The organism is Telluria sp. RT2P19 (assembly GCF_059685725.1).
The window spans coordinates 262,625-280,887 of record NZ_JCASIL010000003.1; the positions used below are offsets into that span (position 1 = coordinate 262,625).

Genomic DNA, 18,263 nt, shown 5'->3' on the forward strand with positions numbered 1-18,263 from the left:
CGGTTCTGGAAAGCTCAGGCCAGGCTGGGGCGCAGCCTGCGCCACAAGGCGCGTGTCGCCGTGTGCACCAGCCATGACAGCAGCGCGATGATGACCCCGAACATGGCCGGCAGGACCGGACCGGCGACGACACTCATGGCCAGCACGAAGCCCAGCAGGTATTCGGCATGCCACAAGCGCACCACCAGCGCCAGCGCCAGCAGGCCGAAGAACACGTAGTCCACCAGCGCGCTGCCTGCCGCGAACAGCGCTGCCAGCGTGGCGCCGTAGGCCAGCGCGCACAGGAAACCTATCAGCGGCGCGGGACGCGCCGGACGGCCGGCGTGCGCCGCCCGGTCGCTACGGCGCTCGACCCGCACGACGGTCCACCAGGTCAAGACAGGAATCAGGAGCAGGCCCCACCAGTTGGACACCGCCGGCAGGTCGGGGTTCGCCAGCAGGTGATGGGCGCGCACGCCGCCATTGACGTGCTCCCAGGCGAGCATGCCGAGTTGTGCGCACAGTGCGAGGAGCGGGAGAATCAGGCGGGGTTTGGAAGATGCGGCGTTCATGTCGTTCCCGGGGCTTGGCGTGGACGACGCGCGGCTCGGCCGCGCGGGCTTGATGAAACCAGCGACGCCCTACACTACCAGAAGCCTTCGCGCCAGGCTACGCCGGGCGTCTATTCCATGCGCATGCCATAACGTGCATATGGGTGCCCCTGCGTGCATATGCGCACCCATGCGTGCTTGTGCATGCTTGTCCGCGCCTAGATCAGCCGCCCAGCACCGTCACCACCACCCGCCGCCGGTGCGGCGCCGTGCGGTGTTCCCACAGGTAGATGCCCTGCCAGGTGCCAAGCAGCATCCGCCCTGCCCCGACGGGTATCGTGAGCGACGTCGCGGTCAGCATGCTGCGCGCATGGGCCGACATGTCGTCCGGGCCTTCCGCGTCATGGCGGTACGCCGGATCGCCGTCAGGCGCCAGGCGCGAGACGATGGTTTCCAGGTCGCGCCGCACGTCGCTGTCGGCGTTCTCGGTCAGCAGCAGCGAGCAGCTCGTGTGCTGCACGAAGACGTGGACCAGGCCGGATTGCACGCCCGATGCGCAGAGCACGGCGGCGACGTCGCGCGTGATGTCGCGGGTGCCGCGACCGCCAGTCGAGAATTCGAGGATGGATTGGTGCGCCATGCAGCTGTCCTGTTCGGTGAAGCCGGAAACCCCATCATGATAACGGCTAGTCGCGGCGGCGGTCGGCCAGGAACTGCCGCGCGCGCGGATGCCGTGGATTGGCGAAGAATTCCTGCGGCGTGGCCTGTTCCAGGATCTTCCCTTCGGCCATGAACCAGATGCGATCGGCGACGTCGCGCGCAAAGCCCATCTCGTGGGTCACGCAGACCATGGTCATGCCCTCGCCCGCCAGGCCGCGCATCACCTGCAGCACTTCACCCACCATCTCCGGGTCGAGCGCGCTGGTCGGCTCGTCGAACAGCATGATCGGCGGACGCATGGCCAGCGCACGTGCGATCGCCACCCGCTGCTGCTGGCCGCCCGACAGCGCGTTCGGATAGGCATCGACCTTGTGCGCCAGGCCGACGCGCTCGAGCAGCTGCATGGCGTGCGCGCGCGCCTCGCTCTTCGTCGCCCGCCCCAGCTTGACCGGGGCCAGCGTGCAGTTCTCCAGCACCGTCAGGTGCGGAAACAGGTTGAAACTCTGGAACACGAATCCGATCGCGGCGCGCAGCGCGTTGACGTCCGCGCCCCTGGCGTGGATGTCGCGGCCATCGATCTCGATGCGGCCGGCGTCGATTTCCTCGAGCCGGTTCAGCGTGCGGATCAGGGTCGACTTGCCGGAGCCGGACGGACCGCACACCACCAGCACCTCGTTCTTTTCCACGCGCTCGGTGATGTCCACCAGCGCGTGGTAGTCGCCGTAGTATTTATTGACTCTATCGAGAACGATCATCGTTCATGGGCTTTCATGATGCCTGCACGGCGCGCCGCTGCAGGCGTCGCTCGAGCAGGAAGGCCAGCCGGGACAGGCCGAAACACAGGATGAAATACGTCAGCGCCAGGATCAGGTAAACCTCGACCGCCTGGGTGAACACCAGGGTATTGATCTGGGTGGCGATGAACGACACCTCCGAGAGACCGATGATGTAGCCGAGCGAGGTCGCCTTGATCGTCGAGACCAGCTGGTTGACGATCGACGGCAGGCCGTGGCGCAGCGTCTGCGGCAGTACCACGTGGCGCAGCGCGGCGCCGTAGCCCAGGCCCAGCGAACGGGCGCTTTCCAGCTGCCCTTTCGGCAGCGCGCGGATGCCGGCCGCCACGATCTCGGCCAGGTAGATACTGTCGAACACCACCAGCACCATCAGCATCGTGGTCGCCTGCGACGTCTTGACACCCGTGACGGCCGGCAGGAAGAAGTAAACCCAGAACAGCACCAGCAGCAGCGGCACCGCGCGCACCACCTGCACCAGGCCGGCCACCGGCAGGCTGATGGCGAGATACGGACTGACGCGGGCGATGCCCAGCAGCAGGCCGAGCGGCATCGCCAGCGCCAGCGCCGCGCCGGACAGCACAATGGTGAGCACCAGGCCGCCCAGCGGCCCTTCGGGGTATTGGCCGACCAGGAAGTACAACCAGTAGGTATCGATCAGCTCGAACATTCTTCGCCCTTCATGCAGTGCGCAGCGGATAGCGGCGCTGGTAGAGATGGGCGAGCAGCGAAATGACCAGCGACACCGTCAGGTAGGCCAGTGTCGCGAAGGTGAACGCCTCGAGGCTGCGAAAACTGGCCGTTTCCACCCGCGCGGCCTGGTACATCAGTTCGGCGGCGCCGATCACGGTGGCCACGCTGGTGTCCTTCCACAGGTTGACGGTCTGCGACAGCAGCGGCGGCACCGAAGCGCGCAGCGCCTGCGGCAGCAGCACCAGGCGCACCGCGGCAAAGCGTCCCAGGCCGAGCGAGCGCGCCGCTTCGAGCTGGGTGCCCGGCACGGCGCGGATGCCGCTGCGGATGTCTTCGGCCATGTGCACGCCGGCGTACAGGCTCAGGGCGATGACGGCGCAGACCACTTCGGGATTGTTCGCGTACAGGACTTCGCGCGCCGCTTCAGGCAGCAACTCGGGGAACGCGAAGTACCAGAACAGCAGGTGTGCCAGCAGTGGTACATTGCGGATCGCCTCGACGATGGTGGCGCCGAGCGCGCGCAGCGGCGCGAAGGTCGAGGTGCGCATCAGCGCCACCAGCGCGCCGAATGGCAGCGCGACGACGAAGCTGATGACGGTCAGCTGGATCGACAGCACGAGTCCCTGCACCAGCCAGTCGTGGTACTCGCCGGACTGCAGGATGGATGGATCGAAGAACTGCAAGATGGGTCAGCCGGATCGACGATCAGGGATCAGATCTGGTCGGTGCTGATCTTGAAGCTGCGCTTGGCCAGGTTGGTGCGGGTGCCCGGGCCATACCATTTGTTGAACAGCTGTGCGGCGCCGCCGCTGCTTTCCAGCTCGCGCAGGGTCTGGTCGACCACCGCCTTCAGGCTTTTCTCGCCCTTGCGCAGGCCCAGCGCGAGCGGTTCGACGCCGATGGACGGCGCCAGGATCGTGAAGCCCTTGGCGGCCGGACCCAGCTTGCCGTAGTCGGACAGCAGCGAGGATTCGTCGTTGACGTAGGCGACGCCCTTCCCCTGGCGCAGCGCCTGGAAGGCTTGCTGGGTATTTTCGAAGGTCACGACCTCGACATTCGGCACCGCCTTGCGGATATTGGTTTCCTGCGTGCCGCCGCGCACCGTCAGCACCTTCTTGCCGGCCAGCTGGGGCAGCGCGCTGATGCCGCTGGCGGCGCGCACCATGACCTTGGAGCCGGTCACGAAGTGGGTCAACGCGAAGTCGACCTGCGATTCGCGTTCCTTGTTGTGGGTGAGCGAAGCGGCCAGGATGTCGACGTGGCCCTGCTGCAGCTCGGGGATGCGGGCGGCAACCGAAATCTGCTTGAACACCGGCTTGACGCCCAGTTTCTTCGCGACCGCGTTGGCGATGTCGATCTCGTAGCCCACCAGCTGGCGCGACTTTGGTTCGATGAAGCTGTTCGGTTCATCGGTGCCGAGCACGCCGAACACGATCTGCCCTTTTTGCTTGATGTCGGCCAGCTGGTCGGCATGGACCACGCCGGCGGACAGCGCGGCGCCCAGGGCGATGGTGCTCAGGAGGAGGTGACGGCGAGTGATCATTGTTACTCCGGCTACGATGACGATCCTGGGAGTATAGAACAAACGCTTATATCGAAAAACGACTCATTTGCCATAAGAAAATGTCGAAAAACTCATATAGATGCGCACGGGGTCAGCTAGCCGTGCGCCTTTCACCACCAGTTGTTGTCATAATGACTCGAACCCGATCGGAGAAGCCATGCTCGTCGTAACCTACAATGTCAACAGCATCAACAGCCGGCTGGACGCCCTCGTCCAGTACCTCGGCGAGCGCCGGCCCGACGTCGTCTGCCTGCAAGAACTGAAGGCGCCGCAAGACAAATTCCCGCTGCAGGCGATCCAGGACGCCGGCTACCACGCCATCTGGCATGGCCAGAAGAGCTGGAACGGCGTGGCGATCCTCACGCGCGAACCGGCGCAAGAAGTGCAGCGCGGACTGCCGGGCGACGAGACCGATGAACAGAGCCGCTACATCGAGGCGGTCTACCAGGGCATCCTCGTCGCCGGGCTCTATCTGCCGAACGGGAATCCGGCGCCCGGTCCCAAGTTCGACTACAAGCTGGCCTGGATGGAACGCCTGCGCCTGCGCGGCGTCGAACTGCTGGCGCAAGGCATACCTGCCGTGCTGGCCGGCGACTTCAACGTCATCCCCACCGAACGCGACGTCTACAAGCCAGAGCGCTGGGTCGACGACGCCCTGTTCCGCCCCGAGACCCGCGCCGCCTTCGAACGCCTGATCGAGCAAGGCTGGCTCGATTCGCTGCGCGCCATCCACCCGGACGAAACGATCTATACCTTCTGGGATTACTTCCGCAATGCCTTCGGGCGCGACGCCGGCATCCGCATCGATCACCTGCTGCTCAGCCCCAGGCTGCAGCCGGCGCTGAAGGACGCGGGCGTCGACAAGTTCGTGCGCGGGCGCGAAAAACCGAGCGACCACGCGCCGACCTGGGTCGAACTGGATCTGGCGAAGATCAAGACATGACACCCCAGCGGTCGTGCATGACGCCGCGCCGCGCCCACCATCTCGTATAACAAGGAGCACATCATGAAACGATTCCTCATCGCCGCCGCCGTCCTGGCCCTGCCGCTGGGCGCCCAGGCCGTCTCGATGCCGGGCTTTTGCGCCAAGGGCATCGGCATCGCCGAAGCCAAGGTATGCGCCGCACCAGGCTCGGCGGAATCCGAAGGCCTGGTCTTCGCCATGTACCGCGCGGCCCTGGAAAAACTCGACGCCGGCCCGAGCAAGGAGCTGCAGGAACAGCACACCAAATGGTGGGACGGTGTCAAGAAATGCGCTGACGCCAAGGACATGAACGCCTGCATCGACAATGCCTACGGCAGCCGCGCGCTGCAGCTGCAGTCGGCCTACAAGGTGGTCAAGACCACGGGGCCGGTCGCCTTCACCTGCAGCGACGGCAGCAAGATCAGCGCTACCTTCCTCGAGACAACGCCCGCCTCGATGGTCGCGGTGCGCGACAAGACGCATATGCTGATGCGCGGCGATAAAACGGCCAGCGGCATCGCTTACCGCAACCGCGGAGAAGAGTTCAGGGAACACCAGGGCAAGACGACCATCAAATGGGGCGCCAATGCCAAGGAGCTGAGCTGCAAGAAGTCGTGATGCAGGTCCGGCTCTGCCGCAAACAGGCGTACATGCGTTAAGCTGTGCGCCTGTTTTGCTTTCCACCTCATCATGCTATCGCCCGAACAACTCTTCGGCTTTCTCGCCGCCGCCGTCCTGATCACCCTGTCTCCCGGTCCCGATAACCTGATGGTGCTGAGCACCGGCATCGCCAAGGGCCGCCTGCGCGGCATCGCCTTCGGGCTGGGATGCGCGATGGGCTGCCTGAGCCACACCCTGCTGGCCGTGATCGGCGTCAGCGCGCTGATCGCTGCCTCGTCCACGGCCTTCACCGCGCTCAAGGTGGCGGGCGGCCTGTACCTGATCTGGATGGGATGGGGTGCGATCAGGAGCCGCGGCGGCGCGCGCGTCGATGGTGCGGGCGCACCGGACGAACCGGCCGGACGGCTGTTCGTCAAGGGACTGCTGGCCGCGGCCATCAATCCCAAGGTGGTGCTGTTTTTCCTGTCCTTCCTGCCGCAATTCGTGGTGGCGGCGCGCGGCGACGCCGACCTGCAGATCGGCCTGCTGGGCATCGCGTTCACGCTGCAGGCCGCCGTGATCTTCGGTACGCTCGGCTATTTTTCGGGGACGATCGGCCAGTGGCTCAACCGCACGCCCACGGCCGGCATGTGGCTGGACCGGATCGCGGGGGCGGTGTTCATCGGACTGGGGCTCAGACTCATCGTCTCGCGCTAGCGTCGGCGCGCAGCCTCCGACCCTATAGCGCGATGGCTACCTTGGCCGCCTGGCCCCTGCGCGCCGGGACCTGCACTTCCAGCAGGTGCTGCTGGGCGTTGAAGGTGAAACGCGCGCTGCGGCCGTCGACCGTCACTGCGCGCGGCCTGGCTTGGACGTTGTGGACCTTGAGCGCGAAGGCGCGCTCCCTGGCTTCCATCGCCTTGCCGGTCTCGGTCTTGAAGCCGATCTCGAGCTGCTTGCCTGCGCCTGCATCCCGATACCTGCTGTCGAAGCGCACGATCTCGTACTTGCCCTGCTCATAGGCGAGCGCGGTCTCGCCGTCATCGTCGTACATCTTGCCGTTCGACGCGGCCACCGAAGGATCGTGGTAGTAGTGCAGGTCGATCTCGCGGCCCGTGTAGTCGCGCGTGGTCTGCACCACCTTCGCCATCGGCACGAAGGCGCCGGCGCGCACGTACACCGGGATGTTCGCCTCGACCGGCTTCACCGTCTCGAGGATGCCGCCCCTGTGCGCCTGGCCGGTATGGAAGTCGAACCACACGCTGCCGGCGTTCGGGAAGTAGACCTCGGCACGGGTGGCGCCCGGCTGCACGATCGGCGTGACCAGGAAGTCGGGGCCCCACAGGTAGGTCGTGGAGCGCTCGGCCGGCTGGGCCGGATCGGTCTCGACGAACATCAGGGGCCGCATCAGCGGCATGCCGGTCTGCTGGTTGTCGAACGCGATCGTGTAGTTATACGGCAGCATGGCGTAGCGCAGCCACACCGCTTCGCGCGCCAGGACCTTGGTGCGTTCGGAGCGGAACACCGGCTCGGAGGCCACCGCCTCTTGCGCATGCGGACGGAAGATCGGCTGGAACACGCCGTATTGCAGCCACCGCACGTAAAGCTCATCGTCGAGCACCGCACCGGCGAAGCCGCCCAGGTCGGAGTGCATATAGGCCAGGCCCTGCATGCCCATCTGCAGCGAGATCTCCATCTGCGACTGCAGTCCGCCCCAGCTGCGGGCGACGTCGCCCGACCATGGGATCATGCCGAAGCGCTGCGAGCCAGAATAACCCGCACGCATCAGGATGAATGGGCGCTCGTTCGGGAACTCCTGCTTGTAGCCTTCGGCGATCAGGCGCGCCCAATCGTGGCCGTACACGTTGTGGACCTGGTCGGCCGACCCGGTCGCATGCTGCAGGCTCGATGGATGGACCTCGGGTTCGCCCAGGTCGCCCCACCAGCCGGTGACGCCCCCCTTCTTGAGGCTGCTGTAGATGTTCCACCACCAGTCGCGGCCTTCCGGCTTGTAGATGTCGATCAGGCCCGTGTTCCCGAAGTAGAAATCATAGGTATAGGGCTTGCCCGCCTTGTCGGTCGCGAGCACCTTCTTTGCCACCGCCTCATCCCAGCGCTTGGACGTCGTCAGCACGAACGGTTCGGTCACGACCAGGGTCTTGACGCCCCTGGCCTTGAAGTCCGCCATCATCTTCTCGGCGTGCGGGAAGGTGTCGCGGTCCCAATCGAGGTTGCCCATGGTGCCCTGCACCGTCTTGCCGAACCAGTACAGGTCGAGGATGACGGCGTCGAGCGGGATCTTCTCTTGCGCGAACCTGTCGACCACCGCGCGCGTCTCGGCCTCGGACTTGTAGCCGAAACGGCTGGCGAAGTTGCCGAAGGCCCAGCGCGGCGGCAGCGGCTGGCGGCCGGTCAGGCCCGTATAGCCGGCCATCAGGTGGTCCCAGCTGTCGCCGGCCACGACCTGGTAGGTCTTGCGTCCGCCGATTACTTCGTAACGCAGCGTGCCGTCCTTGCGGCTGTCGAAGTCGAGCCAGCCGATCTGCGGATTGTCGAAGTGGATCGCATACTTTTTGGACGACAGCGCCACCGGAATCGTGTAGTTCAGCAGCTCGGAGCGCTCGGCATAGCCGTAATGCGCCTTGTTGTACAGCTGGAAGCGGTGGCCGCGGCGGTTCATGCCGACCGCGCGCGCGCCGGCGCCGTACAGGGCCTCGCCGTCTTCCAGCGCGAATTCGATGGTGTCGTGACCGCCGGCGCGCCCGAAGCCACGCTTCTCGGCCACCAGCGGCTTGCCCTTGTAGGCATAGCTGATGCGGAAGGGCTGCTTGTCGATCGTGACGCTGATGCCGCCGTCGACGGCGTAGGTGATGCGGGCGCCCTCGTCCTTGAGCGTCGCCTGCACCTGGACCGGCGCCAGGATCACCGCATGCGAGGCAGGATCGAAACGCTCGCCCTTGGGAATGAAGGTGGTCTCGACGATCGTGCTCGAATACGGCTTGATCAGGTAGCGGCCGTCGTTGGTCGCGATCTCGAGGGTGTTCTGGTTACGCGTCACGCCGGCCACCTGGCGCTCGGCGTTCTGGGCGAATGCGAGCGGGCTGGCGGTGAGCGCAATGGCGGAAAGGCAGAGCGACAGGCGGGCAATCGGTGCTTTGGTCATGTCTTCATTATCGTTGTAGTGATCGGTGCAGGCGAGAGCATGACAGAATTCCAGGCGATCAGACAGTCTTGACGCAAACGAAACGCCCGCCCCGCCCGTCGGCAGGCGCGGGACGCTGAAGACACTATGAAGAATCGGATGGACGCTTAGTTGCTGTCGACGGTCAGCAGCATCAGGCGGCCCTGGCTGTCGGCCCGCCCGTTGCTCACCACGATGATGCGGCCCTCCGGATCCTGGGGCAGCGCCGAGATCGATGGCGTGCTGTCTTCGTCCTTGCCCTTCCTGTCATGGCCCGGCACCAGCGTCGGGATATCGGTCCAGGATGCGCCGCTGTCCTGGGTCCAGGCCAGGTTGGGGACGGCCGTGCATCTTGTCGAAGCCGCCGACGACCATCGTCCCCGGCTTGCCCTTGCGCGGCAGGAAGGCGCTGATGTACGGATAGCCCTTGCTCCCGAGAGCGGCGCGTGGCTCACGAACTTGAAACTGTTGCCATTGTCCGTGCCGCGCAGCAGGCCGCCTTCGACGCCGCCGAACACCGTCTGCGACTGCGGCACCGATGCGATGAACCGGACGTTGCGGTTTTCGATCTCGGGCAGCGTGAGCGGCAGCCTGTCTTCGCTGGCCAGCGCCGCGCCGTCGGGCGTCAGGCGGCAGGCTTCGACGAAGGCGGCGTCGAGCGGACATTCGCCCCCACCAGCACCCGGCGGCCGAGCACGTGGAACTTGGTCGGGTAGCACATCTGCGAATCCTTCGGGCCGCGGATGCCCTGCCAGGTGGCGCCCTTGTCGCTGGAGCTCAAGCGCTTGTTGCCGGCGCCGGCATGGCTGTACAGGTGGACGCCGACCTGCTTAAGGTCCGGCACCGAGGGCGTCTCGCAGAAGTACGGGTTGCAGGTGCGCAGGTCCTGGTCGCGCGGAATGAAGCTCGCGCTGTTCGCCACCAGGGTGCAGGTCGAGTGGCCGTTGCTGGCCTCGGGCGTATCGGCTCAGGGCTGCATCAGCCACATGTCGCCGCCCGCCATCTTGCGTTTCGGCGAGCGCTGGATGAAGTCGCCGACCGTTCCCATGGCGCAGGCGCCCAGGCCCACCGGGCGCCAGGTCGAACTGGCAGCCTGGCGCCCAACACGGCCGAATCTGCGGTCGCGCTGCTGGCCGGCGCCAGGTAGGCGCTGCCGCCGCTGCATGTCGTGAAACTGTAAGCGGCCCTACCCGCCGCATGGCGGATAGGGCTGCTTGGCCGGCGCTTGCGAACGCGCGCGGGCGATCAGTTACCGAGGGTCAGCAGCATCAGCTTGCCCTGGCCGTCGCCCAGCTCGTTCATCGTCACGATGATGCGGCCCTGCGGATCTTCGGAGATCCCGGTGATCATGGTGGCGGCGCCGCCCGCCGGCGCCTTGCCGTAGTTCGGGGCCAGCTTGGAGATGTCGGTCCAGGTCGTACCGCCGTCCTTCGACCAGGCCAGGTATGGGAACTGGGTCGCCTTGTCGAAGCCGCCGATGACCATGCTGTCCGGCTTGCCCTTGAGCGGCAGGAAGGACTGGATGTATGGGTAGGTCTTGCTGCCCGAGAGCGGTTCCTGGATCACGAACTTGAAGCTCACGCCATTGTCTTCGCTGCGCAGCAGGCCGCCTTCGACGCCGATGAACACGCGCTTGGTGTCGGCGACCGATTCGATGAACTGGACGTTGCGATTCTCGAGCGCAGGCAGGTTCAGCGCCAGCTTGGCCTGGCTGGCCAGCGCGCTGCCATCGGCATTGAGCTGGTAGGCTTCGACGAAGGCCATGTCGAGCGGGCATTCGCCGCCCACCAGCACCCGGTCGCCCAATACATGGAACTTGGTCGGGGTGCAGATCATCGACGCCTTCTGGCCGCGGATCACGGTCCAGGAATTGCCGCCGTTGTTGGAGGTGAACAGGTTGATGCCGGCGCCCGGATTGCTGTACAGGCGATTGCCGTGCAATTTGATGTCCTGCATCGACAGGGTCTCGCAGAAGCCGCCGGTGCAGACGCGCAGGTCCTGGTCGCGCGGCACGAAGCTGCCGCTGCCGGCCATCAGGGTGCAGGTGGCGCTTTCGTTCTTCGCTTCGGGCGTGTCGGCCCACGGCTGCATCAGCCACATATCCTGGCCCACCATCTTGAGCTTCGGCGCGCGCACGATGAAGTCGCCCTGCTTGCCCATGGCGCAGGCGCCCTGGCTGACCGGTGTCCAGCTCGAGGAGCGCGTCAGCGGCAAGGTCGCCTTGAGCACGGCCGAGCCTTCGGTTTTGCTGTTGGACAGGGACAGGTAGGCGCTGCCGCCAAAATAGACGACGCTTTCCATGCCGCGCGCGGTGGTGGTGAGGACGTCGAGGGTGCTGGCCGACGGTGGCGGCTGGACCGTGACCGGCGGCTTGGCGTCGTCGTCGCTGGAGCCGCCGCAGCCGGCCAGCAGCAGCGCGCAGCCCATGGCCATGGCGGTGAATGTGATGTGGTGATGCATGCATGTCCCCTGTTGTGATGTGAGCCGGTGCGTGCCGGCGACTGTCTTGACAAACAAGGGGATTCTAGGCAGGCCGGCAAGGGGCATGTTCCGGATTATTGTCGGCAGAATGTCGCGAAACTGTAAGCTTCGGTGCGGGTTATCGCGGATCCGGCGCCACGTTGCGCGCCACTTTCGGCGCGTCCAGCCGCAGGCGCAGGAAGGCGTCCCAGCCGCCAGACATATCGGCCGTGCCTGCGGGCGGCGCCTCGGAGCCGTGCAGTACCCGGCCCACGCCCAGCTGGCAGGCGCCGCACCAGACGCCGCGTTCGTCGGCCGCCAGGCCGGCCTGCACCACCGACGCCACGTCGAATCACAGATGGCGCATGCATGGATCCTGTCCAGGCCGCCGCCGCGGTGCTGAACAAGTGCTGGTGGTCGGTGGTCGGCAGTCGGCGTCGCGCCCGCCATGACGGCGCCCAATACGGCGCCGATGCCAACCCCCGCTCGCCTCGCGCGAACCTCGATCGTCCTGGAACACGGCCATGTCAGCGCAATGTCGCTACCCGCCGTCAAGATTGCATATTTCATCCATCTGGCATAGGATCGTCGGATTTTTCGCCGGCCATGCGCGGCGCCGTTGTCAAAGGATTCATATGCAGCACCAGCCAAACCTTCGGAACGCGGGCGGGCCCGGCCCCGCTGTCAGCCAGACCCGCTCCTTCCTCACCGTGGCCCTGATCGAGTTGTGGGAGCGCTTCGGCTACTACGGGATGCAGGCGCTGATCGTCTACTTCATGGTGCAGCGCCTGGGCTTCGACGATACCCGCGCCACCCTGGTGTGGGGCGCCGCGGCCGCGCTGATCTACGTGGCGCCGGCCATCGGCGGCTGGATCGGCGACAAGGTGCTCGGCACCCGGCGCAGCATGATCATCGGCGCCATCATCCTGTCCCTGGGCTACGCGCTGATGGGCATCCCGGTCAGCGGCACCTGGCTCACCTTCGTGGCGCTGGGGGTGATCGTGGTCGGCAACGGCCTGTTCAAGCCCAATACCGCCAACCTGGTGCGCAAGATCTACGAAGGCGACGACGCCAAGATCGACAGCGCGTTCACCATCTACTACATGGCGGTCAACGTCGGCTCGACCGTCTCGATGCTGGCCACGCCGGCGATCAAGGACCATTTCAACGCTAGCTCCGGCGGTGACCTCGGCTGGCACCTGGCCTTCGCCGTGTGCAGCGTCGGCCTGTGGGTGGGCCTGCTCACGGTCGCCGTGCTGCGCCGCACCATCAACCACATCGGTTCGCCGCCGGACGAGCTGCCGCTGGACTGGGGCAAGCTGGGTCTGGTCCTGGGCGGCGGTGTGCTGGCCGTGATCGCATCCGCCTTCATTCTCGAATACCAGTGGCTGGCGCGCCTGTTCGTCTACGCGGCCGGCCTGGTCGTGCTGGGCATCTTCATCCACCTGATCCGCACCAGCCAGGCCAGCGAGCGCGCCGGCCTGGTGGCGGCGCTGGTGCTGACCCTGCAGACGGTGTTCTTCTTTATCTTCTACCAGCAGATGTCGACCTCGCTCTCGCTGTTCGCGCTGCGCAACGTCGACCTCGACTTCAGCCTGTTCGGCAGCCACCTGTTCACCTGGTCGCCGGCCCAGTTCCAGGCGCTCAACGCGATCTGGATCATGCTCTTGAGCCCGGTGCTGGCCTGGGTCTACACGCGTTCGCGCGGCGGCCGCCTGGACCTGTCGATCGCCGCCAAGTTCGCGCTCGGCTTCGCCGTGGTCGCCGCCGGCTTCTTCACCTACGGTTTCGCCGGCGCCTTCGCCGTCAACGGCCTGACCTCGTCCTGGATCATGATCGCGGGCTACGGCCTGTATTCGCTGGGCGAGCTGCTGGTGAGCGGCCTGGGGCTGGCGATGATCGCGCGCTACGTGCCGGCGCGCATGGGCGGGTTCATGATGGGCGCCTATTTCGTCGCGGTCGGCATTTCGCAATACCTGGGCGGCCTGGTGGCGACCATGGCCAGCGTGCCGCAAGGGATGACCGACCCCCTGCAGACGCTGCCGATCTACACCAGCCTGTTCAACAAGCTGGGCCTGGCCGCGATTGCCTGTACCTTCATTGCGCTGGCGGCGCTGCCACTGATGCGGCGCCTGACGGCCGCGCACCACGCGCACCAGTAAGCGCTATCCCGGTGCGCGCCACACGCGCGCCCGGGTTCCAGTAAGATGGCGGGGTTTCTTCGATCACCTCCACCAGCATGTCTCCTACCACCCTCACTTCCCAGCTCCAGGTCGCGCAGCGCGTGCACGCGATCGAACCGTTCCGCGTCATGGAGATGGTCAAGGCCGCAGGCGAACTCAAACGCGCCGGCCATGACATCATCAGCATGAGCGTCGGCGAGCCCGATTTCACCGCCCCCGACATCGTGGCCAGCGCCGCGATGGAGGCGATCCGCGGCGGCGTCACCCAATACACCGAGTCGCTCGGCTTGCACGAACTGCGCGCGGCCATCTCCGGCCACTACGCCTTCGTCTCGGGCCTGGATATCGACCCGCGCCGCATCGTGATCACCGCCGGCGCCTCGGCCGGCCTGCTGCTGGCCTGCGCCGCGCTGGTGTCCGAAGGTGACGAGGTCCTGATGCCCGACCCGTCATATCCCTGCAACCGCCATTTCGTGGCCAGCTTCGGCGGCAAGCCGGTGCTGGTGCCGTCCTCGTTCGAGGACCGCTACCAGCTCGGCGCCCACCACGTGGCCGAGCGCTGGACCGACCGTACGCGTGGCGTGCTGGTGGCCTCGCCGTCGAATCCGACCGGCACCTCGATGACGCCGAGCCAGTTGCGCGACATGCTGGCGGCGGTGCGCGCCCGCGGTGGCTTCGCCATCGTCGACGAAATTTACCAGGGCTTGTCGTATGACCACAAGCCGGTGAGCGCGCTGGCGCTCGACCCCGACGTGATCACCGTGAACAGCTTCTCCAAGTACTTCAATATGACCGGCTGGCGACTGGGTTGGCTGGTGGTTCCCGACAGCCTGGTGCCGGTATTCGAGAAACTGGCCCAGAACCTGTTCATCTGCGCGCCGACCGTGGCCCAGCATGCGGCGCTCGCCTGCTTCCATCCCGAGGCGCTGGACATCTTCGAGCAGCGCCGGCGCGAATTCCAGCGCCGCCGTGACTACCTGGTGCCGGCCCTGCGCGAACTCGGCTTCGGGGTCCCGGTGATGCCGGACGGCGCCTTCTATGTGTATGCCGACATCGACCAGGTGGCGCATGCGCAGCGCGCCGACAGCGCGGCATTCAGCATGGCGGTGCTGCACGATGCGCACGTGGCGATCGTGCCCGGCGACGATTTCGGGGTGGCGGCGCCAGAACGCCACGTGCGTTTTTCGTATGCGACCAGATACGAGCGGATCGAAGAAGCGGTGGCGCGTTTGCAGCGCCTGTTCGCGTAGGACTGACGGCCTTGCCGCCAACCCCGGGCCAGCGTGACGCCGGATCGCAATGAGACCATGGTGCGGCGCCGATGACGGCCGTGGACCCGGCGTCAGGCTGCCAGCATCTCGATCAATACTCCTGGCGCCACGGGCTTGACCAGGTAACGGTCGAACCCGGCCGCCAAGGCGCGTTCGCGGTCTTGCGGCTGGCCGTAGCCCGACAGCGCGATCGCCAGCGGCCGCAAGGCCAGCGGCGCCGCGCGCAGCCGCGCCATCAATTCCAGGCCATCCAGGCCCGGCAGTCCGATATCGCACAGGATCGCATCGAACCGCCCTTCCAGCGCCAGCGCCAGCCCTTGATGGCCGTCGCCCGCGATCTCGACCCGGTGGCCTTCGACTTCGAGCAGCATGCGCAGCACGTCCGAAGCGTCGACATTGTCCTCGACGATCAGGATACGGCGTGCGGCGCCGGCGACCAGTGCGGCGCCGGGGACGCCGCCGCTGGGCGCGGCGGCGCTCGACAGCGGCAGGCATACCGTGAAGGTGCTGCCCTGCCCCAGTCCCGGGCTGGCCGCGCCGACCGTCCCGCCGTGCATGGTGACCAGGTTGCGCACCACGTTCAGCCCGACCCCAAGCCCGCCTTCCGAGCGCGCCAGAGAACGCGGCCCCTGTGTAAACAGGTCGAAGGCGCGGCCGATGGTCTCATCGGACATCCCCGAACCATTGTCCTTGATCGTGACCGAGACACCCTGGTCGCCCCCGTCGTCGGCCTGGGCCGCGACCGAGATCTTGCCACCGTCCTGGGTGTATTTGGAAGCATTGCTGAGCAGGTTGGTGAACACCTGGGTCAGGCGCACCCGGTCGCCATCGACCACCAGATTGTCGGCCAGCGGCGCGATCGCCAGTTCCTGGCCGCGTTCGCGCACGCGCGGCATCACGGTGTCTGCCGCATGCTCGATCAGCTCGGCCAGCCGCAGCGGTTCGATCGCGAGCGTGATCTTGCCGCTGCTCAGGCGCGCGGCATCGAGCAGGTCGTCCAGCAGGCGCGCCATATGGCCGACCTGGCGCTGGATCACGCCGGTCAGGCGTTCGAGCGTGCCGGTGCTGACCGCCGAGCGCTCGAGCAGGCTGGCCGAGACGCTGATCGGCACCAGGGGATTGCGCAATTCGTGCGCCAGCATGGCGAGGAACTCGTTCTGGCGCCGGTTGTCTTCTTCGGCGTCGTCGCGCGAAGTCTGGGCGTCGACCGCGGCCAGCACCAGGTGTTCGTTGGCTTCGCGCAGGCTCGCGGTCAGTCGGGTGCTCGTGTCGAGATCGCGACGCAGCTGGGCGTTCTCGAGCTCAAGCGCCGCAAGGCGACGCGCCGGGGGGTCTTCGTTGATGCCCACTGTCGCCGCCATGAGATCCATTCAGGGTGTCCCGCGTGATAGGGGCAGTCCGTGCAAGATGCCTTCGTATTCGGTGCTGATCGGATGGATGTGGATCCCGTCGTCGCCGATGTGGAACTCGCGCAGGTCGGCGCTGTGCGCGCTGCCGCGCACCTTGACCACCGAGATGAAGCGGCGCAGCTGGCCCCCGCTTTCGCCGAAACGCATCAGCACGATGGCATCGGTCAGGTAGGCGATCTCGGACTGGCTGAACCTCAGCTGGGTGAAATCGTCATCCAGGCCCATCGTCACCAGAACGCTGACGCCGCGCTTGGCCAGCGAGGACAACATCTGGAACACGGTCGAGCGCAGCTGGTTGCGGCCCTCCGGCGCCAGGTACAGCGCCAGCTCGGACAGCGAATCGACCACCACCCGGCGCGCGCCGGTGCGGTCGATCGCCTCGTTCATCTCGTCGAGCAGCTCGTCCACGGTAAGGTCGATCAGGCGACTTTCGACCGTCTCGACATCGCCGTTCGCAACCAGCGCAGCCAGTGTCGCATTGCGCAGCCTCGACGCGCCCTTTTCGAACGACACCGCCACGCCCTTTTCGCCGCGGCGCGCGCCCTCTTGCAGGAAGCGGGTGCCCAGGATCGTCTTGCCGCAACCGCTCGGGCCGGACACCAGCAGGGAGTGGCCTTGCGGCAGGCCGCCATGCAGCAGCGCGTCGAGGTCCGGCGTGCCGGTCGGGATGCGCTCGGGATCGGTGTCGGACTGCTTGCCGCCATGGTGATCGGCCGCCAGCGGCGGCAACAGGCGGGGGTAGACGCGGATGCCGTCGTCGGTGATCCGGAAAGTGTGCGAACCGCCCAGGTGGGCCTGACCGCGCATCTTCACCACCCGCATCTTGCGCACCACCGAATTGTCTTCATGGACCGGGGTCAGCGAGATCATGCCATCGGCCACCGTCATGATCGGGCTCGCCTCGGCATCGCCATGCTGGTATTCGCCGATCAGGAAAGTGGTGGCCTGCCAGCTCGTCATGCGGGTGCCGAGATCCTGAATGAAATGCTGCAGGTCGGACACGCCCTCGTTGCCGGCGCGCGCAGTCTGCGCCACCGAGCGGAACGAATCGACGAACACCAGGCTCGGCGAAAAATCCTCGACTTCTTTCATCAGGCGCTCGAGCACGCCGCTGAAGTCGCCCGTGCGCAGGTCTTCGGCCAGGTTGACGTAGCGCACGCAGTTGCCGACCATGTCCATGTCGAAGAAGCTGTACTGCTGCTGGTAGCGCAGCATCTTGAGCGGCGGCTCGCCCAGCACCGTGAAGAACAGCGCGCGGCGCTCGTTGCTGGCCAGCGAAAACATGATCTGGTGGGCCAGCGTCGTCTTGCCCGATCCGGGCGGCCCGGCGATCAGGTTGAAGGAGAATTCGCTCAGCCCTCCCCCCAGGAGAACATCCAGCCCTTGCACGCCAGTGCTCAGCTTACCAAGGGATACTTTATCGCTCATTACTTGTGCTCCTGTGCATTCTTCTCTTCCCCGTCACGGGCGGCGGCATCGAGCAGGCGACGCGCGAGCGTCTGGCCGATCAAGGACGCCAGCAACTCGGTAAACGTCCGGAGCAGCGCCGCATGCGCGGCTTTGGCGTGTTCAGGTGCCACGCTGGCCAGCAATTCGTCCAGCGCAGTGATTTGCGCGTCGCGGGTCTTGCATGGCGGGCCATCCGTCAACCATCTGAATTCAGGACCGACGAGACGGCATGCGCGTGCGAACAGCGCACAAAAGCCGCTGTCGCCGATGAGCGGACCCAGTTGGTCGGCCAGACGGCGCCAGGACTGGAGTAACCGAATATGCTCCTCGGAACGTCCCGGGCCGCCCTTACTCGTCATCATGTTTGAGTTGAATAACAATCGCTGCCGTTGTCATCATGAAAGGTCCATGCACACATGGTGCGGGGGTCGCCACGCACCAGGCCGGCGAAGATTAGCGAACATTATATCTTGGCTTTCTCCCATTCTTCGGGCGCCAGGCGACTAAA

20 protein-coding genes are annotated in these 18,263 nt (G+C 66.1%); 5 read left to right on the plus strand and 15 right to left on the minus strand.

Features of this window, described 5'->3' with window-relative positions:
• Window positions 1-14 precede the first annotated feature (14 nt).
• The 6 genes from AC56KW_RS05450 to AC56KW_RS05475 form a co-directional block, all read right to left on the minus strand.
• A complete protein-coding gene (locus AC56KW_RS05450) occupies window positions 15-551 on the minus strand; it encodes a hypothetical protein (RefSeq protein ID WP_497169713.1) in 537 nt (178 codons plus the stop codon).
• Window positions 552-753: 202 nt separating this feature from the next.
• Window positions 754-1,170, minus strand: a complete 417-nt coding sequence (locus AC56KW_RS05455; RefSeq protein ID WP_497169714.1) for a secondary thiamine-phosphate synthase enzyme YjbQ — start codon at window positions 1,168-1,170, stop codon at window positions 754-756.
• 46 nt (window positions 1,171-1,216) lie between these two features.
• Entirely contained in the window at window positions 1,217-1,945 is a 729-nt protein-coding gene (locus AC56KW_RS05460; protein WP_497169715.1) for an amino acid ABC transporter ATP-binding protein, read from the minus strand.
• 13 nt (window positions 1,946-1,958) lie between these two features.
• On the minus strand, window positions 1,959-2,651 hold the full coding sequence (locus AC56KW_RS05465; protein ID WP_497169716.1) for an amino acid ABC transporter permease: 693 nt from the start codon (window positions 2,649-2,651) through the stop codon (window positions 1,959-1,961).
• Window positions 2,652-2,661: 10 nt separating this feature from the next.
• Window positions 2,662-3,357, minus strand: coding sequence for an amino acid ABC transporter permease (locus AC56KW_RS05470; protein ID WP_497169717.1), 696 nt, complete (start codon window positions 3,355-3,357; stop codon window positions 2,662-2,664).
• Between the two features lie 29 nt (window positions 3,358-3,386).
• A complete protein-coding gene (locus AC56KW_RS05475) occupies window positions 3,387-4,217 on the minus strand; it encodes an ABC transporter substrate-binding protein (protein WP_497169718.1) in 831 nt (276 codons plus the stop codon).
• Between the two features lie 178 nt (window positions 4,218-4,395).
• On the opposite strand from AC56KW_RS05475, the gene xth reads away from it, so the two are divergent.
• The 3 genes from xth to AC56KW_RS05490 all read left to right on the plus strand — a co-directional run bounded on the left by xth (window position 4,396) and on the right by AC56KW_RS05490 (window position 6,519).
• Window positions 4,396-5,181 (plus strand): exodeoxyribonuclease III, encoded by a 786-nt coding sequence (gene xth / locus AC56KW_RS05480; protein ID WP_497169719.1) that lies wholly within the window; start codon window positions 4,396-4,398, stop codon window positions 5,179-5,181.
• A 63-nt stretch (window positions 5,182-5,244) separates the two neighbouring features.
• A complete protein-coding gene (locus AC56KW_RS05485; RefSeq protein WP_497169720.1) occupies window positions 5,245-5,820 on the plus strand; it encodes an MliC family protein in 576 nt (191 codons plus the stop codon).
• A gap of 72 nt (window positions 5,821-5,892) precedes the next feature.
• The gene (locus AC56KW_RS05490) at window positions 5,893-6,519 is read left to right on the plus strand and encodes a LysE family translocator (RefSeq protein WP_497169721.1); all 627 of its coding nucleotides are present in this window, start codon (window positions 5,893-5,895) and stop codon (window positions 6,517-6,519) included.
• 22 nt (window positions 6,520-6,541) lie between these two features.
• On the opposite strand, the gene AC56KW_RS05495 is transcribed toward AC56KW_RS05490, so the two are convergent.
• The 6 genes from AC56KW_RS05495 to AC56KW_RS05520 form a co-directional block, all read right to left on the minus strand.
• Window positions 6,542-8,965 carry a glycoside hydrolase family 31 protein gene (locus tag AC56KW_RS05495; RefSeq protein ID WP_497169722.1) on the minus strand — a complete coding sequence of 808 codons (2,424 nt, stop codon included), beginning with the start codon at window positions 8,963-8,965 and terminating at the stop codon, window positions 6,542-6,544.
• A gap of 146 nt (window positions 8,966-9,111) precedes the next feature.
• Window positions 9,112-9,702: a hypothetical protein gene (locus tag AC56KW_RS05500; RefSeq protein WP_497169723.1), complete on the minus strand. Its 591-nt coding sequence runs from the start codon at window positions 9,700-9,702 to the stop codon at window positions 9,112-9,114.
• The gene (locus AC56KW_RS05505; protein WP_497169724.1) at window positions 9,609-9,905 is read right to left on the minus strand and encodes a hypothetical protein; all 297 of its coding nucleotides are present in this window, start codon (window positions 9,903-9,905) and stop codon (window positions 9,609-9,611) included. The genes AC56KW_RS05500 and AC56KW_RS05505 overlap by 94 nt, the downstream gene beginning before the upstream one ends.
• Window positions 9,906-9,950: 45 nt before the next feature.
• A complete protein-coding gene (locus AC56KW_RS05510) occupies window positions 9,951-10,148 on the minus strand; it encodes a hypothetical protein (RefSeq protein WP_497169725.1) in 198 nt (65 codons plus the stop codon).
• 80 nt (window positions 10,149-10,228) lie between these two features.
• The gene (locus AC56KW_RS05515) at window positions 10,229-11,443 is read right to left on the minus strand and encodes a hypothetical protein (RefSeq protein WP_497169726.1); all 1,215 of its coding nucleotides are present in this window, start codon (window positions 11,441-11,443) and stop codon (window positions 10,229-10,231) included.
• A gap of 139 nt (window positions 11,444-11,582) precedes the next feature.
• Complete coding sequence (locus AC56KW_RS05520; RefSeq protein WP_497169727.1) at window positions 11,583-11,789, minus strand: hypothetical protein; 207 nt, start codon at window positions 11,787-11,789, stop codon at window positions 11,583-11,585.
• A 289-nt stretch (window positions 11,790-12,078) separates the two neighbouring features.
• Between AC56KW_RS05520 and AC56KW_RS05525 the strand changes: the two genes are divergently transcribed.
• Entirely contained in the window at window positions 12,079-13,605 is a 1,527-nt protein-coding gene (locus AC56KW_RS05525; RefSeq protein WP_497169728.1) for a peptide MFS transporter, read from the plus strand.
• A 77-nt stretch (window positions 13,606-13,682) separates the two neighbouring features.
• Window positions 13,683-14,876: a pyridoxal phosphate-dependent aminotransferase gene (locus AC56KW_RS05530; RefSeq protein WP_497169729.1), complete on the plus strand. Its 1,194-nt coding sequence runs from the start codon at window positions 13,683-13,685 to the stop codon at window positions 14,874-14,876.
• 92 nt (window positions 14,877-14,968) lie between these two features.
• On the opposite strand, the gene AC56KW_RS05535 is transcribed toward AC56KW_RS05530, so the two are convergent.
• The 3 genes from AC56KW_RS05535 to AC56KW_RS05545 are packed head-to-tail and all read right to left on the minus strand — an operon-like array spanning window position 14,969 to window position 18,117.
• Window positions 14,969-16,267: a hybrid sensor histidine kinase/response regulator gene (locus tag AC56KW_RS05535; protein ID WP_497169730.1), complete on the minus strand. Its 1,299-nt coding sequence runs from the start codon at window positions 16,265-16,267 to the stop codon at window positions 14,969-14,971.
• Entirely contained in the window at window positions 16,268-17,734 is a 1,467-nt protein-coding gene (locus AC56KW_RS05540; RefSeq protein ID WP_497169731.1) for an ATPase domain-containing protein, read from the minus strand.
• Window positions 17,734-18,117, minus strand: a complete 384-nt coding sequence (locus AC56KW_RS05545) for a hypothetical protein (protein ID WP_497169732.1) — start codon at window positions 18,115-18,117, stop codon at window positions 17,734-17,736. Before AC56KW_RS05545 ends, AC56KW_RS05540 begins: the two co-directional genes overlap by 1 nt.
• Window positions 18,118-18,263: the final 146 nt, after the last annotated feature.

Bases quoted from the DNA above. Each gene is read 5' to 3' on its own strand.
- AC56KW_RS05450 (WP_497169713.1), bottom strand. From the start codon at position 551: ATGAACGCCGCATCTTCCAAACCCCGCCTGATTCTCCCGCTCCTCGCA.
- AC56KW_RS05455 (WP_497169714.1), bottom strand. From the start codon at position 1,170: ATGGCGCACCAATCCATCCTCGAATTCTCGACTGGCGGTCGCGGCACC.
- AC56KW_RS05460 (WP_497169715.1), bottom strand. From the start codon at position 1,945: ATGATCGTTCTCGATAGAGTCAATAAATACTACGGCGACTACCACGCG.
- AC56KW_RS05465 (WP_497169716.1), bottom strand. From the start codon at position 2,651: ATGTTCGAGCTGATCGATACCTACTGGTTGTACTTCCTGGTCGGCCAA.
- AC56KW_RS05475 (WP_497169718.1), bottom strand. From the start codon at position 4,217: ATGATCACTCGCCGTCACCTCCTCCTGAGCACCATCGCCCTGGGCGCC.
- xth (WP_497169719.1), top strand. From the start codon at position 4,396: ATGCTCGTCGTAACCTACAATGTCAACAGCATCAACAGCCGGCTGGAC.
- AC56KW_RS05485 (WP_497169720.1), top strand. From the start codon at position 5,245: ATGAAACGATTCCTCATCGCCGCCGCCGTCCTGGCCCTGCCGCTGGGC.
- AC56KW_RS05490 (WP_497169721.1), top strand. From the start codon at position 5,893: ATGCTATCGCCCGAACAACTCTTCGGCTTTCTCGCCGCCGCCGTCCTG.
- AC56KW_RS05495 (WP_497169722.1), bottom strand. From the start codon at position 8,965: ATGACCAAAGCACCGATTGCCCGCCTGTCGCTCTGCCTTTCCGCCATT.
- AC56KW_RS05510 (WP_497169725.1), bottom strand. From the start codon at position 10,148: ATGCAGCGGCGGCAGCGCCTACCTGGCGCCGGCCAGCAGCGCGACCGC.
- AC56KW_RS05515 (WP_497169726.1), bottom strand. From the start codon at position 11,443: ATGCATCACCACATCACATTCACCGCCATGGCCATGGGCTGCGCGCTG.
- AC56KW_RS05525 (WP_497169728.1), top strand. From the start codon at position 12,079: ATGCAGCACCAGCCAAACCTTCGGAACGCGGGCGGGCCCGGCCCCGCT.
- AC56KW_RS05530 (WP_497169729.1), top strand. From the start codon at position 13,683: ATGTCTCCTACCACCCTCACTTCCCAGCTCCAGGTCGCGCAGCGCGTG.
- AC56KW_RS05535 (WP_497169730.1), bottom strand. From the start codon at position 16,267: ATGGATCTCATGGCGGCGACAGTGGGCATCAACGAAGACCCCCCGGCG.
- AC56KW_RS05540 (WP_497169731.1), bottom strand. From the start codon at position 17,734: ATGAGCGATAAAGTATCCCTTGGTAAGCTGAGCACTGGCGTGCAAGGG.
- AC56KW_RS05545 (WP_497169732.1), bottom strand. From the start codon at position 18,117: ATGATGACGAGTAAGGGCGGCCCGGGACGTTCCGAGGAGCATATTCGG.